Source organism: Thioalkalivibrio sp. AKL17, from assembly GCF_000377885.1.
In the GTDB taxonomy this organism is placed as follows: domain Bacteria; phylum Pseudomonadota; class Gammaproteobacteria; order Ectothiorhodospirales; family Ectothiorhodospiraceae; genus Thioalkalivibrio; species Thioalkalivibrio halophilus.
In genome coordinates, this window is record NZ_KB898765.1 from 30,262 (window position 1) to 44,213 (window position 13,952).

The window sequence follows — 13,952 nt, forward strand, 5'->3', positions numbered from 1 at the left end:
GACGCACCCGGGGCCCGTCCGCTTCCCCGGGCAGGATCCGATCATCCGACATGGCCCGTCGCCTTGCAATGGCCGGGCGGGGCCGCCCCCCGAGCGTCAGCGGGAGATCACCCCCCGGTCATGGACATGAAGCGCATGACCTTCTCCGGGCGCTCGTTGAATTCGTGGCGCTCGGGCTTCAGCGCGATCGCCTCGAGGATTGCCTCTTCCAGCTCGGCATCGCTGCAGCCGTCACGCAGCCGCGGGCGCAGCGCCAGGCTGTGCTCGTTGCCCAGACAGGTATGGATGGTGCCGTCCACCGACAGCCGCACGCGGTTGCAGGTGTCGCAGAAGTGTTGCGAGATCGGCGTGATGAAGCCGATGCGGATGTCCGTGCCCGCCACCTGCACATAGCGCGCCGGGCCGCCGCCGGGCATCACCCCGGGGAGCAGCTCGAAACGCTGCTCCAGGTCGCGGCGCACGTCCTGCAGGTTCACGTAGTGGCCTTCGTTCGCCGCGCGCCCGGTGTCGCCCACCGGCATGGTCTCGATGAAACGCAGGGTGAAACCGTGCTCGATGCAGAAGTCGACCATGTCGCCGACCTCAATATCGTTGATGCCGCCCATCACCACCATGTTGATCTTGATCGGGTCCAGCCCGGCGCGCTTCGCCGCCATCAGCCCGTCCAGCACCTTCTCCAGCTTGCCGCCGGTCACGTCCTTGAAGACCTCCGCGCGCAGGGTGTCCAGGCTCACGTTGATGCGCCCGACCCCGCCCGCGGCCAGCGCGTCGGCGTGCTTCGCCAGACGCACCGCATTGGTGGACAGCGAGATGTCGTCGATGCCCGGCAGGGCGTTCAGCCGCGCCGCCAGATCCGGAATGTTGTGGCGCACCAGCGGCTCGCCCCCGGTCAGGCGCACGCGTCGGGTGCCAAGGCGCCCGAAGGCCGCCATCACCCGCTCGATCTCGTCGAAGGTCAGCCAGTGCTCGGGCACTTCGAAATCGCGAAAGCCCTCCGGCATGCAGTAAAAGCAGCGCAGGTCGCAGCGGTCGGTGACCGACACGCGTACGTATTCGATGCGCCTCCCGTGCCGGTCGACCAGACCCCGATCGCCGTTCCTGGATTGGTCAGACATGCTTGCTCACCGCCGCCGGCAATTCCACCGTGGTTTCCGACAGTCCCATCTCGCCGGCACGACAATCCGGACAGGCCTCCAGGTGTTCGGTCTCCAGCCCGCGCGCCTGCAGCTGCTGCAGCATGAACACCATGTCGCGGCCCATGGCGAATTCCTTGCCGCACACCCGGCAGGCGGCCGGGGCCTCCAGCGAGCGCTCGGGCGCCATGCGCGCGTCCAGTGCCTCTTCCAGCGACGGCCTGGCGGCGGTTTCGGCGTGCACTTCGGGAGCCAGGGCCTCCAGGTAGACCACGTCGGCCTCCAGCACGTCGCGGGTCACCCGCCCCAGCTGGCGCCAGGCTTCCGCGGTCGGGAGGTGCGTTACCGCCTCGTCCAGCTGTTCCAGCCATCTGGGGAACCACGACAGCATCAGCTGACGCACGAAATAGCGCGCATCACCGGCGATCGCGGCGCATTCCTCCCGGTCCTCCGTCTCCGCGGCCTTCGCGTGCAGGAAAGCGACGAACTGGAGTTGCAGGGCCAGGTGATCCGGAAGATCGCGGAATTCGCGGTCCCGGGTCAGGCCGTGGCGCTGGTAAAAACGTTCCATCTCCACCGTGCTCTGCCCCATCAGGGCCCCGTCGAGCTGGATGCCGGCATTCAGAGGAGCCGGAAACGGAGGAGCCAGGAACAGTCGGCTGTAGACGCGCAGCAGGCCGCCCTCGGCGTCCGCGGTGGACCGCAGTGCCGACGCCAGGGCGTCCAGTGCCCCGGCTGCGGGGACTCCGGTCGCTTCCCGCAGGGCTTCGAGATCCGGAACCAGGTCGTCCCGCAGGGCATTCGCCCGCTCGGATTCCTTCGGCGTCAGGAACGCCTGCCCGAGGCAGAGCAGGGTCTCGCCGAAGGGGACCAGGAAATCGGTTTCGGTTTGCGTTGCTTCAAGGTTCATTTTCGCTCCTTGTATACAAAAACGGGCCGGAGGCGTACCCCGGCCCGTCCCTGTGGCCGTGCCACATTCACGCGGATGGCCGGCCGCTCAAGAGCGTGCTTCGGCCGTGGCTTCGGGTTCGGCTTCGGCCTCGCCCGGCTCTGCCTGCGGCATGTCGCTCAGGTTGAACAGCCGCTCGCCCAGGGCATACAGGGCGAAGACCAGGGCGATACCCATGACGGTCAGCACCCATTCCGTCGGCGACGGCACGTAGGCCACCAGGTCACGCTCCCAGGTGCCCTTGAACAGCGGGACCACCTGACCGCCAACCACGAAATACAGGCGCTCGATGAACATGCCCACCAGCACCAGCACCGCGGCCAGCATCTGGATCGCCGGCGACTGGCGCAGGCCGCGTGCCAGCAACAGCACGAACGGCAGCAGGATGCCGCCCCACACGCCGAGATGGAACCAGCCCGAAGCCAGCAGGTAGTCCGCCCACACCACGTTCACTTCGGTCGCATTGGCATACAGCCCGGTGGTCAGACGCGCCAGGAACATCACCAGGGTGATGAACAGCAGGATCAGGAACAGCCGCGGCAGCGGGCCTTCCATGTCCATGCGCAGCGCCTTCGGCATGCGTTCGGTATTCATGCCGTAGCTCAGGTAGGTGAAGAACACCAGAGCGGCGACACCGGTCAGCGCGGCGGTGGCGTAGAACCACACCGGCAGGGTCGGGTCGTACCAGAACGGACGCATGCTCATCATGCCGAACACCAGCGCCAGCGTCCCGGCGGCCAGCACCACGGCGATGAAACCCGCGATTCCGACCTGACGGCTGAGCTTGCTGCTCCAGTCGCCGCGTTCCATGCGCTGGAACTTCCACAGCAGGAAGATCAGATCCGCCAGATAGAACACGCCCATCCAGAACATGGCCGACTCGACCTGCAGGTTCAGCGGGATGGCCCACAACATGCGGAAGGTGTGACCGATCTCCATGGCCAGCACCGCAAGCCCGGCGACCAGGGTGATGATCGCCAGCCAGATGGCCCGCTTCACCAGCGGGTAGTACTGCTTGAACCCGAACACCATGGCCAGCGCGGCCAGCAGCGTGAGCCCCGAGGACATCAGGGCGAAGTACACGTAGGTGGAAATGGGCAGACCCCACGCCACGTTCGCATCCATGTTGAATGCGGCGTGACCCTGGGTCATCAGCATGAAGCCGGAAAAGACGAACGCGATGATCGCGATCGCCGCTCCGACGTAGAGCATCGGCGTGAACAGCGCCGGATTGCCCGATTGGTTGTCTTGCGCAGTCATGAATCGTCTCCCTTACGACTTGGGCTGGAACGCGGGGATGCCCGCGCCGGCGCCGAGGTAGTAGACCTGCGGGCGGTTGCCGGTGTGGTCCTTCAGGCGAATGCCGTTCTTGTTCCCGATCAGCTTGTTGACATTGCTGGCGGGATTGTCGAGATCGCCGAAGAACCGGGCCTTGGGCGGGCAGGTCCGCACACAGGCCGGAACGTAATCGACCAGCTCGGGATCATCCTCGTCGAGGTCCGGGACCCCTTCGGGGGCTTCCTTCACGCGGTGGTAGCAGAAGGTGCACTTGGACACGACGCCCTTGGGCTGCACGCCGATGCCACGGCGATAGTCGGTATCCGGGCTCTGCCCCGGCGGATCCCACAGCTGCCCGCCGCTGCCGGCAAAGACCTCCTTGAGATCCGGCTCCACCAGCGGCTTTTCATCCGCGAAGAACCGCACGCCGTAGGGGCAGGCGATCATGCAGTACTTGCAGCCGATACACTTGTCCCAGTCGATGAACACGATGCCGCCCGCATCGTGGTCCTTGTAGGTGGCCCGGGTCGGGCAGACATGCACGCAGGACGGGTCCTCGCACTGCATGCAGGGCCGTGGCAGCCACTTCATCTGACCACTGGGATACTCCCCTTCGGTGTAGTACAGAACGTCCTGCCAGCTCTCGCCCGGCAGGGTGTCGTTCTCCATGTCACAGGCCGTGGTACAGGCCTGGCAGCCCGTACATTTATCGAGGTCAATGACCATTCCCCATTTCGCCATTCTCTAGTCTCCTCTTGCGTTCCGGACCGCGCGCTCAGACGCGCTCGACATCGACCCGGCCGGTGTAATAGGCCGCCAGGCCCGAGATCGGGTCCGAGACGTTTTCGGTCATTTCGTTGGGGTTACCCGGTGCGGTGGCACGCTCCTGGGCCTCGGCCCAGCGCCCCTGGGCCCAGTGCCCGTGCTCGTAGGGCAGGATGATGGTGTCCGGACGGTTCTGCGGCATCAGGCGCACGTAGGCCTCGATACTGCCGAGATCCGCCGTGATCCGGACCCGGTCGCCGTCCTTGATGCCGCGCTCGCGCGCCGTCTGCGGGTGCATCTCCACGTAACAGCGATCGTTGCCGCCAACGCTGGGCTGCATCAGGGCCGTGGCCTGCGGGATATTCCCGCTGCGACCCTCGGCGGTCATCGGGGTCTTGGGCGTGACGAAGTGCAGGTCCCGATTGCCGCCCGTGTATTCCGGATCCAGCCACTGCGGGAAACCGACCCGGTCCCGGCTCACGTTCAGATGCTGGGTGATGTAGTCGACCTCAGCGCGCAGGTAGGAGGAATCGAACTCGAACTTGCCCGATTCGGTGGGCATGAGCTTTTCCCTGACCTCTTCCTCGGTCATCTCGATGTTGTAGCCCTCGCCATCCCACTCGTAGAACACGCCACGGTGCTGCTTCCAGTGGTAGGGCTTCTTGTACCAGACCCCCTGCTCTTTCCAGGCCTCCCAGCCGTCGACGCCGTTGTCGCCGGGATCATCCTCGAATCCGCGGGCCAGGTGCTTCAGCAGGTTCTCGACGTTATCCACCTGACGGTAGTAGTCGCTGGTGGGCCCCTTAATCCGCTTGCCGATCTCGATCATCATGTTGCCGAACTCGGTGGTGTCGTAGATCGGCTCCACCGCCGGCACGCGCAGCGCGGTCATCGGCCAGCCCTCGAACGGATAGGTCGGCGAGTCCTGCAGGCGCTCGAGGTAGGTCGATTCGGGCAGCACGATGTCGGCGAACTTCGCGGTCTCGCCGGGATACGGCGAGGTGTCCACCACGAAGATCTCGCTCATCATCTTTTCCCACTCCGGCGCATCCGGCGCGGTCCAGATGGGATTGGTGGTGTAGAACATCGCCATCTTCAGCTTGTAGGGGTCGCCGGCGTTATGGTTCTTCGCGACCTCCTGCATCATGGTCCCGGCGAACGGCCAGCGCTCGGTGCCGGCCATGTCGATGCGCGGATAGCGGCCTTCCATGGTCCGCGAGATCCCGTCGCGGTAGTCGTCCGCATCGGCCGGCCCGGAAGCATAGGACGGGCCCATCTGGTAGAACAGCCCGCCCTCGGCGAACATCGAGCCCGACAGCGCGTTCAGCGCATGGATCGCCATGCCGTTATAGACCCCGTTGGTGTGCGCGGTGGGGCCGCGCTCGAAGATCGCCATGGCCGGGCGCGTGGAACCGAATTCCACCGCCGTCCGGCGGATGTCGTCCGCGTCAACGCCAGTGATCCCGGCCGCCCATTCCGGCGTGCGGTCCTTGAGCTCGGCGTTCCACCAGTCGGCGAGCCCCCGGGTCCAGACCTCCTCGAAGCGCTCCGCGTCCACGGTGGAGCCGGTGGAGAAGCGGTTCTCGCCGTCGTCGAAGTCCCCCACGAACTCGCGATCCCACAGCCCTTCGGTGAGGATCACGTGGGCCATGGCCAGGGCCAGGGCCCCGTCGGTGCCGGGTTTGGTCATCAGGTAGCGGTCCGATGCCGCCATGGTGGGGTTCATGCGCACGTCCACCGTGGTGACCCGGGTCTTCGGGCTCTTGGTGCGGATGTGACCCCAGACCTGCATCAGGTAGTTGTACGGGCGGAAGGCCTCGAGAAAGCCGGCGCCGAAGATCAGCAGGTAGTTGGTGTTGTTGTAGTCGTAGGAGTTGTACGACACGTTGCCTTCCAGTGCGCCCTTGGCGTGTTTGGAACCTTCCGCGCAGATGGAGGCATGACCAATGGCCGCGTTGGGGGTGCCCACCAGCTTGCCCCAGTCGCCATACAGGCCCGCGTCCGAGGGCCCCCAGCCGCGACCGTACAGATGCGCAATCTTGTGAGCCTCGCCATTCTCGCGCAGTTCGTTGATCCGCCCGGCGATCTCGTCGTAGGCCTCGTCCCAGGAGATGGGCTCCCATCCCGGATCCTCGTCCCGACCCTTGTTCGGGTTGGTCCGGCGCATGGGCTGCTTGAAGCGGTCCGGGTCGTAGAGGAAGTACGTTCCCAGATGCCCCTTCGGGCACAGCTTGCCGTTGGCGATCGGATTGCCCGGGTCGCCGTAGATGCTCGTCACCCGCCGGTTACCGGTGGACGGGTCTTCATGGGTGTAGACATTGATGCCGCAGCGGGCCGGACACTGGTGGCAGATGTTCTTGGTCATCTGCAGGTCCTTCCAGCTGCCGTTGGAGGCCGCGGCCGCATTCGACGGTGCAGCCCCGCCCGCCCCGGCCGCGGAAAAGCCGGTCAGCTTGGCCATGCCGGCGGCGCCGAACGCCGCGGCCCCGGTTGCCCCGGAGGTCTGCAGAAACCGCCTCCGCGTGAACATGCTCTCGAGGATATTCTTCATATCGGACTCTCACTCCCTCTCGTCTTCGCATCGGCGCTGGCCGCATCGCGACTCGCCTGTTGTACCCGGGCACCGCAGCCATCGGGCGCCCGGGAATCGGGGGCCTGCCCGAAGAGCAGCTCGTAACCACCCCCCGCGAGCAGGCCGTATTTCTTGTCGCAGGACGGACAGAAACGTCCTTCGCCGCCCGCGAACGGTCTCCGGCATTCCGGACAACGGCGGAATGCATGCCGGGTCAGTTCTCCCGACTGCCCCCCTTCGGGGTACGAGGTGAGCGCGCGCTCGGGACATACGCGCACGCACAATTCGCAACCGATGCACTCCTCCGGACGGAAGTGCAGTCCACTCCCGCCCTCGGCATCGAAGGCCTCCAGCGCCCCGGTGGGACACAGCGAGGCGCACACCCGTTGGTTACAGCAGGCGTCCTGATCCACGTTCAGTCCGGGGCGCTGGCTGGCCGGGAGCGTTTCATCGAAACGCTCGAGCGCGCGCACCATGCGCTGTCGCGGGGGCGCGGGGATGCGATCGCGCAACGGGCGCGACGGGCCCTCGCCTTCGGCCTCCATGGGTGTGTCGTCCAGCGCTCCGGCGACCTCCCCGGCCATGCGCCGGAACAGGCCGCGACGGCTCACGGCAGTCATGGCCGAACGCGCCGGCGGGCCGTCGCCCCGTGCCCGTTCGCGCGGCAACCCGCGCGCCTCGAACCGCGGCAGCAGCGATTCCATCGCCTCCGCGGCGTCGAGGGCCGCGGCCGCGGTTTCCAGGGCGGTCTGCGCCGGGCGGGCACACCCCCCGGCGGGACACCGTTCGCACCAGCCACGATCCAGCACCACCACCGGGCCATCACGCAGACTCGTCAGCTCGGCCACCGCCCCCGCGTCGAGTCCGCCGGTACAGGGCACGCGCAGGGCCCCTTCCGGAGATACCTCCTCCGGCACCCGCCAGCAGTCCACATACAGGGGTTCGTCGCGGGCCGGGGGCATCTCCTGCATGGCCTCGGTGCGCGGGAAATCCGCCGCGCGCAGGGCACCGGTGGGACAGGCGGCAGCACAACGTCCGCAGCGCAGACAGCCATCGCTCAGCTCCAGCTTCCCCTTGACCGCCGTCAGGACATCCACCGGGCAGGCGCGCGCGCAGTCATCGCAGCGCGACAGCGGCGAACGCGCCGGCAGGCAGTCCTCGGCCAGAAAGGCCAGTTCGGAGATATCCGGGTGCAACCGGCGAAACCGGATTTCGGCGGTATCGGCTGATGACATGAACGCTCCGGCTCGGAAAGTCAGGGCCCGGGGGCCACCAATCACCCAATCCGAAGCAAGGGACATGCCGTGTTCCCGAAATGCCTCCATGGCGCGCCATGCGATCTTTTCCTTTCGCCCGGCGTTACTGCACGGTGACGAGGGCGTACACGAGCGGCCGGACGCCGGTTACCTCACGGTGACGCCGGGAGCGTTCAACGAAAGCACACAAAAAAGCCCCGGCACCGTTTCCGGTACCGGGGCCTCTGTCGGGCGAAGCGGGGCCGCCGTCACTCCATGAAAAGATACGTCCGGTTCACGTTCGTCCGGTGCCACTGATCAAAATGGAGCAGATGTTCGAACTGCGGAGCATCCGCCAGATCGTTCACGGCTTCGTCCAGGCTGGACCAGTCCTCAATGTGCCGGGCCGAACCCTCGGTGATGTAGCGCATGTAATCGATCGTGTCGGCCTTCACCCGCGCCATGTCGGCCACGTCGCCGTGCCCCGGTACCACGGCGGCCGGGGCGCGCTCTTCCAGCTGATCGAGGGCTTCCACCCACTGCACGGGGTCACTCCACGGATGGATACCGAGGATACGGTCGACGTAGACCAGGTCGCCGGAGAACAGAACGTCGGTTGCGGGCAGATACAGCACCGCGTCACCCGGGAAGTGGGCATCCGCCCAGTATTCCAGATGGAATTCGGTACCACCGATCTCCAGCACCTGCCGGTCGCCTTCCAGCGGCGCATCGGTCACCACCGGCTCGCTACCCTCGAACCGATCATCCAGCACGCCCGAGAGCCGGTCCATATGACGGTCGGCAAAGTCCAGTCGGGTCGCGACCGTCCGTTCCAGCGCGATCAGCTCCGCACCCTGCTCCTCGAAATAGCCATTGGCCAGCCAGCGGTGGTCCTGGGCGCCGATCCCGATCACGTGCGTCACGGGTTTTTCGGTCACTTCGGACACCGCCTCTTCCAGAAGCCCGCCGAAACGCCGGGAGGGGCCGGAATCGATCAGCACCACGCCTTCTTCGGTGACCACGAAGCCCAGATTCACGTTCAGGGCCTCGTTCTCGTAGGTGCGGTTCTCCACGGAACCAATGATTGCGTAGATATCTTCGGCCACGCGCACGGGCTGCAGCGCGTCCACCCGTTCGAGATCGGAGGTGCGCGCATCACTCAGGCGTTCACTGTCCGCCGGGATCTCCACCCCGGCGGCCGCCGTGGTGGCCATGACGAGGGAAAGGCACCCCGTCACGAGCCATCTGTTCATCGTCATCAATCGTTCTCCCCAGTTCTTTGCGAAATTCTGTCCAGCCCGGTTCGTCCGGGCCCCACCCTGACAGGACGCCGGTTCGGGCCGGTCTCTTCCCTCATGCCTGTCAGGGACAAGGGGTCATGGCGCACCGTAAACCCGTTACCGGAGTGTAACCTCCGGCGCCATCGAACCGCGGGCGATGTTACCCCGCGGTAATCGACAGCCGACAGGAAAACCCCAAGCCATTGAATAATAGCCGTATTTCAACATGGTCCGAGTCTTGCTTCCGGAGCCGGTGAAGCGTGCTCCTCCTGTGGGCCTTGTCAGGCGGCCCGCCCCGTGCGGGCCCTGACCCTTTTATTTCCTGAACGGGACACCCTATGCCGCCGAATCACGAAGCCTCCGATCGCTGCGTGCGCAACGGTGATCACGTTCACCTTCGCTACAGTATCCGACCCGAGGGTGAACTGCCTCTGAATACTGCCGGACTGGATGCGGACGAACACGAAATCCGCCTTCGCATCGGGGCCGAAACACCCCCGCTGCCGGGGCTCGACGAAGCCGTGCTCGGCCTGGCGACGGGACAGCCGGAAGAGCTGGAAATCCCCGCGGCCCGCGCCTTCGGCGAACGCCGTCCGGAACTGGTTTTCGAGGCGGTGCGCGACAACCTGCCCGCCGACGTACGCCTGGAACCCGGACTGCCACTGTACACCGGAGACGAGTCGGGCCGGCGTGCATGGCAGCTGCGGGTGGTGGAACTGACCGAGCGCGGCGCACTGCTCGACGGCAACCACCCGCTGGCCGGCCATCCGCTGCGTATCCGTGCGACGGTCCTGGCCATCAAGGACTGAAACTCGAACCGACGACCGTTCCGGCCGCCCCGTTTACCGGTGTACAGTCTGTTCACCACGTTACAGAATGTTCACGAACGTTCACCAGGGGAAACACTGATCAATAGTGTTTCCCAAGGGGCGCGCCGCGAGTTCGGCTGGAGGGAATATTGAATCGACGCGGTTTTCTCGGAATGGCGCTGGCGGCGCCGGCCGGAAAGCTGCTGGCCGACGGTCCGGAAACCCGCGTGCTGCGTTTCGGTCTTACGCCGGTCTTTCTCGACCACCGCGAAGCGCTGCTGCGGCGCTGGCGGCACTTCCTGGAACAGCGACTGCTCAGGCCGGTGCGCTTTATCCAGCGGGGGAGTTATGCCGAGGTCATGGAGCTGCTGCGCCTGGGTGACCTCGACGTCGCCTGGCTGTGCAGCTACCCCTATGTGCTCGAGGAAGAGCGGTTACGGCTGCTGGTCACCCCGGTTTACGACGGACGGCCCCTCTACCGTTCGTACCTGATTGTTCCTGACTCCGATCAGGACACCCACACCATCACCGATCTGCAGGGCCGCTTCTTTGCCTACAGCGACCCGGACTCGCTGTCCGGCTACCACCTTCCCCGTCATGCGATCTTCGCCACCGGCGCGGATCCGGATGGCTACTTTGCCCGTACGATCATGTCGTGGACCCATCGCAACGCCATCAAGGCCGTGGCCGAACGCCTGGTGGACGGAGCCGCCGTGGATGGCTATGTCTGGGACATGCTGAAGCAACACGAACCCGCGGTGGTCGCGCGTACCCGGATCGTCTCGCGCTCGCGTTACCACGGTTTCCCGCCGATCGTCGCGCGTGACGCCTTTCCCGAGGAGGACGCCCGGCACTGTCGCGAGGTGCTGGACTCGATGTCCGATCACGACGAGGGGCGCGGGATCCTTGCGGCCCTGGGGCTCGACGGGTTCGACCCCACGAGTCCCGAGCTCTACGACAGCGTGCGCCGGATCGCCGATGAAATGGCTATCTGAATGGCCCTCGCCGGCCAACCTCAGTCTGCGCTACAAGATCCCGGCCCGGGCGACGGCCCTGATGCTGGTGACGGCCATCGCGCTGACCAGCGCGATCGTGACCCGAGTCTATGACGAGCTCCGCCAGGATCTGTTCAACAATGCCGAGATCCTCGGTGGCGTACTGAGCGAGACCCTGGTCGAGCCGATGCGCAACGACGACGTCTGGCGCGCCTACGAGATCATCCGCGCACCCCTGGTCGCGGGCGACAACGGCGCGGACAAGCTGTTGCTGGTGGACGACCGGCAACGCATCTTCGTCTCCAGCCAGCCCGGGGAAACCCGCATGCTCGCCTCGCTGGAGGAGGCCGGCGCATCCCCGACCCCGGTGGCGCAAGCCATCGAGGACATGTTCAGCCGCCCGCAAACATCGGATGCCACCCCGCCCGCTCCACGACGTCTGGTCGGGGAAGAACACTATTTCATGCTCCAGCCGGTCATGGCCGACGGGGTCATGATGGGCACCCTGATCCTGCGCTATCCGCGGGACATCCACTGGCCACGCTTCGTGGGGATGGTGGAACGCGCGGCGACGGTGACCCTGCTGGTCCTGCTGGCCCTCCTGCCACTGAGCTGGTGGTGGGGGCGGCGCATGGCCCGCCCGCTGACCACCCTCGCCGACTGCATGAAACGCGTCGGTGACCGCATCCCTGAAGAACCGGAATGCCGGCTGCAGGAGTCGAACGACGAGATCGGACAGCTCTCCCGCCGCCTGCGCGAGATGCTCGCCGAACTGCGCCAGAAGGAGCTCCTGGAGCAGCAGGTCATGGCCTCGGAACGTCTGGCGGCCGTCGGTCGGCTCACCGGCGGCATCGCCCACGAAATCAACAATCCGCTGGGCGGCATGCTCAACGCCATCAGCACACAGAAACGCCACGGTGACACCGACGCCCGCACAGCACGCACCCTGGACCTGCTGGAACGCGGCCTGCTGCAGATCCGCGACACCGTCTCCGCGCTGCTGGTCGAGGCACGTCCGGAACGCCAGCCACTGGCGCCCACCGACCTGCAGGACGTGCGCACGCTGATCCAGCCGAACATCCAGCGCAGGAAGGCGCGCCTCGACTGGCATGACGGTCTGCGCGAAACAATCCCCCTGCCCGCCGCGCTGGTGCGGCAGATCCTCATCAACCTGCTGCTCAACGCCACCCAGGCCGTGGAGAACGGCGGGCGGGTCGAGTGCCGCATCCGGTACGATGGCGATGTCCTGAACCTGCAGGTCGGCAATACCGGCCAGCACATCCCGGAAGACCGGCTCGCCCGCCTGTTCGAACCCGATGCCCCGCCGGGGGCCGAACCGCGCGAAGCCGCCGCGGGACGCGGCATCGGCCTCTGGATGACCTGGCAGATCACCACCCAGCTCAAGGGGACGATCGACGTCGACAGTCGGCCCGGCTGGACCGAATTCCGGGTCCGGCTGCCCCGGGCCGAGGCCCTGGAGCCCGCGCTGCCGCCCACTGACAACCGTTCGGAACGCTCATGACCACATCTTCCTGCCGCATCCTGCTGGTCGAGGACGATCCCATCATGGGGGAATCGCTGTACGACCGCTTCGAACTGGAAGGCTTCGAAGTCACCTGGTGCCAGACCGCCGCCGCGGCCCGGGAGACACTCGAAGGCGACCGTCACTTTCACCTGATGGTGAGCGATATCCGCCTGCCCGACCTGACGGGCGACGCCCTGTTTGCGCAACTCCAGGAGACCCTCGCCCAGGAGACCCCGCGAACCCTGTTCATCACCGGGTATGGCGCGGTGGAAACCGCAGTGGACCTGCTCAAGCGGGGGGCGGCCGACTACATCACCAAGCCCTTCGACCTCGACGCGCTGATCGGGCAGATCCGCGGACTATGCGCCGAGGAAGACCCGCGGATGCAAACGGCTGATGCCGTTTCTGCGGCAGCGGATCTTTCCCTGGGCAAGTCACTGCCGATGCAGCGCATGGCGGCGATGCTGCCACGCGTGGCCGCCCGTGCGACCACCGTGCTGATCACCGGCGAGTCCGGTGCGGGCAAGGAATTCGTCGCCCATGCCCTGCACAACGCGGGGCCGAATCCGGATGCCCCTTTCGTGGCCGTCAATTGCGCCGCCCTGCCCGAGAATCTCCTGGAGGCCGAACTCTTCGGCCACGAGAAGGGGGCCTTCACCGGAGCGACGCGCCAGCGTCGCGGGGTCTTTGAACAGGCCGACGGCGGGACCTTGTTCCTCGACGAAATCGGTGACATGTCGCTGGCCATGCAGGCCAAGCTGCTGCGCGTCATCCAGGAGCGCCAGGTCACTCCGCTGGGCTCGGAAAACCCGCTCGACGTGAACCTGCGGCTGGTCTGTGCCACCCATCGCAACCTGCGCGAGTACGTTGATCGTGGTGATTTCCGCGAGGACCTCTTCTACCGCATCAACGTCGTGCACCTGCGCATCCCTCCGCTGCGCGACCGCCGCGAGGACATCCTGTGGCTGGCCCGCCAGACCCTGGAGGACCTGGCCCGCCGGGAAGGAGGCGAACCCCGACGTCTGGCCGCCGACGCGGAACAGGCGATGCTGGAACACGAATGGCCGGGCAATGTCCGCGAACTGCGCCACTGCCTGGAGCGGGCCACCATCTTTTCCCCGGCCCCGGTGCTGGGCGAGGCGGATCTGTGCGACCCGGCCGACCCCGATCACCTGCCGCCCTCCGGGGACCCGTCAACCGAAGCGACAGACCCGGCATCCCGCCCTCCGCTGGCCGACTACCTACAGGCGCAGGAGGCCGCCTACATCCGCCAGGCGCTGGAACACCACGAATGGCGCATCACGCAGACCGCGGAGCACCTGGGCATCAGCCGCAAGAACCTGTGGGAGAAGATGCGCCGGCACGGGCTGCAGGGACCCGGGGCGGAATAAACCCTGCGCCGGGCCGTCAC

At 66.3% G+C, this 13,952-nt stretch carries 11 protein-coding genes; 4 read left to right on the top strand and 7 right to left on the bottom strand.

All coding sequences use genetic code 11. The features are described from left to right. Positions 1 to 107: 107 nt before the first annotated feature. From moaA to D577_RS0103420, 7 genes are all read right to left on the bottom strand, one after another. Positions 108 to 1,115, bottom strand: coding sequence for a GTP 3',8-cyclase MoaA (moaA, locus tag D577_RS0103390; protein WP_018946170.1), 1,008 nt, complete (start codon positions 1,113 to 1,115; stop codon positions 108 to 110). Next, complete coding sequence (locus D577_RS0103395; protein ID WP_018946171.1) at positions 1,108 to 2,043, bottom strand: molecular chaperone TorD family protein; 936 nt, start codon at positions 2,041 to 2,043, stop codon at positions 1,108 to 1,110. The genes moaA and D577_RS0103395 overlap by 8 nt, the downstream gene beginning before the upstream one ends. 87 nt (positions 2,044 to 2,130) lie before the next feature. Then, a complete protein-coding gene (gene nrfD, locus D577_RS0103400) occupies positions 2,131 to 3,342 on the bottom strand; it encodes an NrfD/PsrC family molybdoenzyme membrane anchor subunit (RefSeq protein WP_018946172.1) in 1,212 nt (403 codons plus the stop codon). A 12-nt stretch (positions 3,343 to 3,354) separates the two neighbouring features. Next, a complete protein-coding gene (locus D577_RS0103405; protein WP_341853163.1) occupies positions 3,355 to 4,101 on the bottom strand; it encodes a 4Fe-4S dicluster domain-containing protein in 747 nt (248 codons plus the stop codon). Between the two features lie 34 nt (positions 4,102 to 4,135). Beyond that, the gene (locus tag D577_RS0103410; protein ID WP_018946174.1) at positions 4,136 to 6,676 is read right to left on the bottom strand and encodes a molybdopterin-dependent oxidoreductase; all 2,541 of its coding nucleotides are present in this window, start codon (positions 6,674 to 6,676) and stop codon (positions 4,136 to 4,138) included. Beyond that, positions 6,673 to 7,932: a 4Fe-4S binding protein gene (locus D577_RS0103415; RefSeq protein WP_018946175.1), complete on the bottom strand. Its 1,260-nt coding sequence runs from the start codon at positions 7,930 to 7,932 to the stop codon at positions 6,673 to 6,675. Before D577_RS0103415 ends, D577_RS0103410 begins: the two co-directional genes overlap by 4 nt. Before the next feature lie 269 nt (positions 7,933 to 8,201). Then, positions 8,202 to 9,191, bottom strand: a complete 990-nt coding sequence (locus D577_RS0103420; RefSeq protein ID WP_026288888.1) for an MBL fold metallo-hydrolase — start codon at positions 9,189 to 9,191, stop codon at positions 8,202 to 8,204. A 359-nt stretch (positions 9,192 to 9,550) separates the two neighbouring features. Between D577_RS0103420 and D577_RS0103425 the strand changes: the two genes are divergently transcribed. From D577_RS0103425 to D577_RS0103440, 4 genes are all read left to right on the top strand, one after another. Next, positions 9,551 to 10,021, top strand: coding sequence for a peptidylprolyl isomerase (locus D577_RS0103425; RefSeq protein WP_018946177.1), 471 nt, complete (start codon positions 9,551 to 9,553; stop codon positions 10,019 to 10,021). A 149-nt stretch (positions 10,022 to 10,170) separates the two neighbouring features. Then, the gene (locus tag D577_RS0103430; RefSeq protein ID WP_026288889.1) at positions 10,171 to 11,016 is read left to right on the top strand and encodes a PhnD/SsuA/transferrin family substrate-binding protein; all 846 of its coding nucleotides are present in this window, start codon (positions 10,171 to 10,173) and stop codon (positions 11,014 to 11,016) included. Beyond that, a complete protein-coding gene (locus tag D577_RS0103435) occupies positions 11,000 to 12,538 on the top strand; it encodes a HAMP domain-containing sensor histidine kinase (protein ID WP_018946179.1) in 1,539 nt (512 codons plus the stop codon). The genes D577_RS0103430 and D577_RS0103435 overlap by 17 nt, the downstream gene beginning before the upstream one ends. Next, complete coding sequence (locus D577_RS0103440; RefSeq protein WP_018946180.1) at positions 12,535 to 13,932, top strand: sigma-54 dependent transcriptional regulator; 1,398 nt, start codon at positions 12,535 to 12,537, stop codon at positions 13,930 to 13,932. Before D577_RS0103435 ends, D577_RS0103440 begins: the two co-directional genes overlap by 4 nt. Positions 13,933 to 13,952 lie beyond the last annotated feature (20 nt).

What these genes read in the sequence shown, in the direction of transcription:
- moaA (WP_018946170.1), bottom strand. Translation starts at nt 1,115, where the DNA reads ATGTCTGACCAATCCAGGAACGGCGATCGGGGTCTGGTCGACCGGCAC.
- D577_RS0103395 (WP_018946171.1), bottom strand. Translation starts at nt 2,043, where the DNA reads ATGAACCTTGAAGCAACGCAAACCGAAACCGATTTCCTGGTCCCCTTC.
- nrfD (WP_018946172.1), bottom strand. Translation starts at nt 3,342, where the DNA reads ATGACTGCGCAAGACAACCAATCGGGCAATCCGGCGCTGTTCACGCCG.
- D577_RS0103405 (WP_341853163.1), bottom strand. Translation starts at nt 4,101, where the DNA reads ATGGCGAAATGGGGAATGGTCATTGACCTCGATAAATGTACGGGCTGC.
- D577_RS0103410 (WP_018946174.1), bottom strand. Translation starts at nt 6,676, where the DNA reads ATGAAGAATATCCTCGAGAGCATGTTCACGCGGAGGCGGTTTCTGCAG.
- D577_RS0103415 (WP_018946175.1), bottom strand. Translation starts at nt 7,932, where the DNA reads ATGTCATCAGCCGATACCGCCGAAATCCGGTTTCGCCGGTTGCACCCG.
- D577_RS0103420 (WP_026288888.1), bottom strand. Translation starts at nt 9,191, where the DNA reads ATGACGATGAACAGATGGCTCGTGACGGGGTGCCTTTCCCTCGTCATG.
- D577_RS0103425 (WP_018946177.1), top strand. Translation starts at nt 9,551, where the DNA reads ATGCCGCCGAATCACGAAGCCTCCGATCGCTGCGTGCGCAACGGTGAT.
- D577_RS0103435 (WP_018946179.1), top strand. Translation starts at nt 11,000, where the DNA reads ATGAAATGGCTATCTGAATGGCCCTCGCCGGCCAACCTCAGTCTGCGC.
- D577_RS0103440 (WP_018946180.1), top strand. Translation starts at nt 12,535, where the DNA reads ATGACCACATCTTCCTGCCGCATCCTGCTGGTCGAGGACGATCCCATC.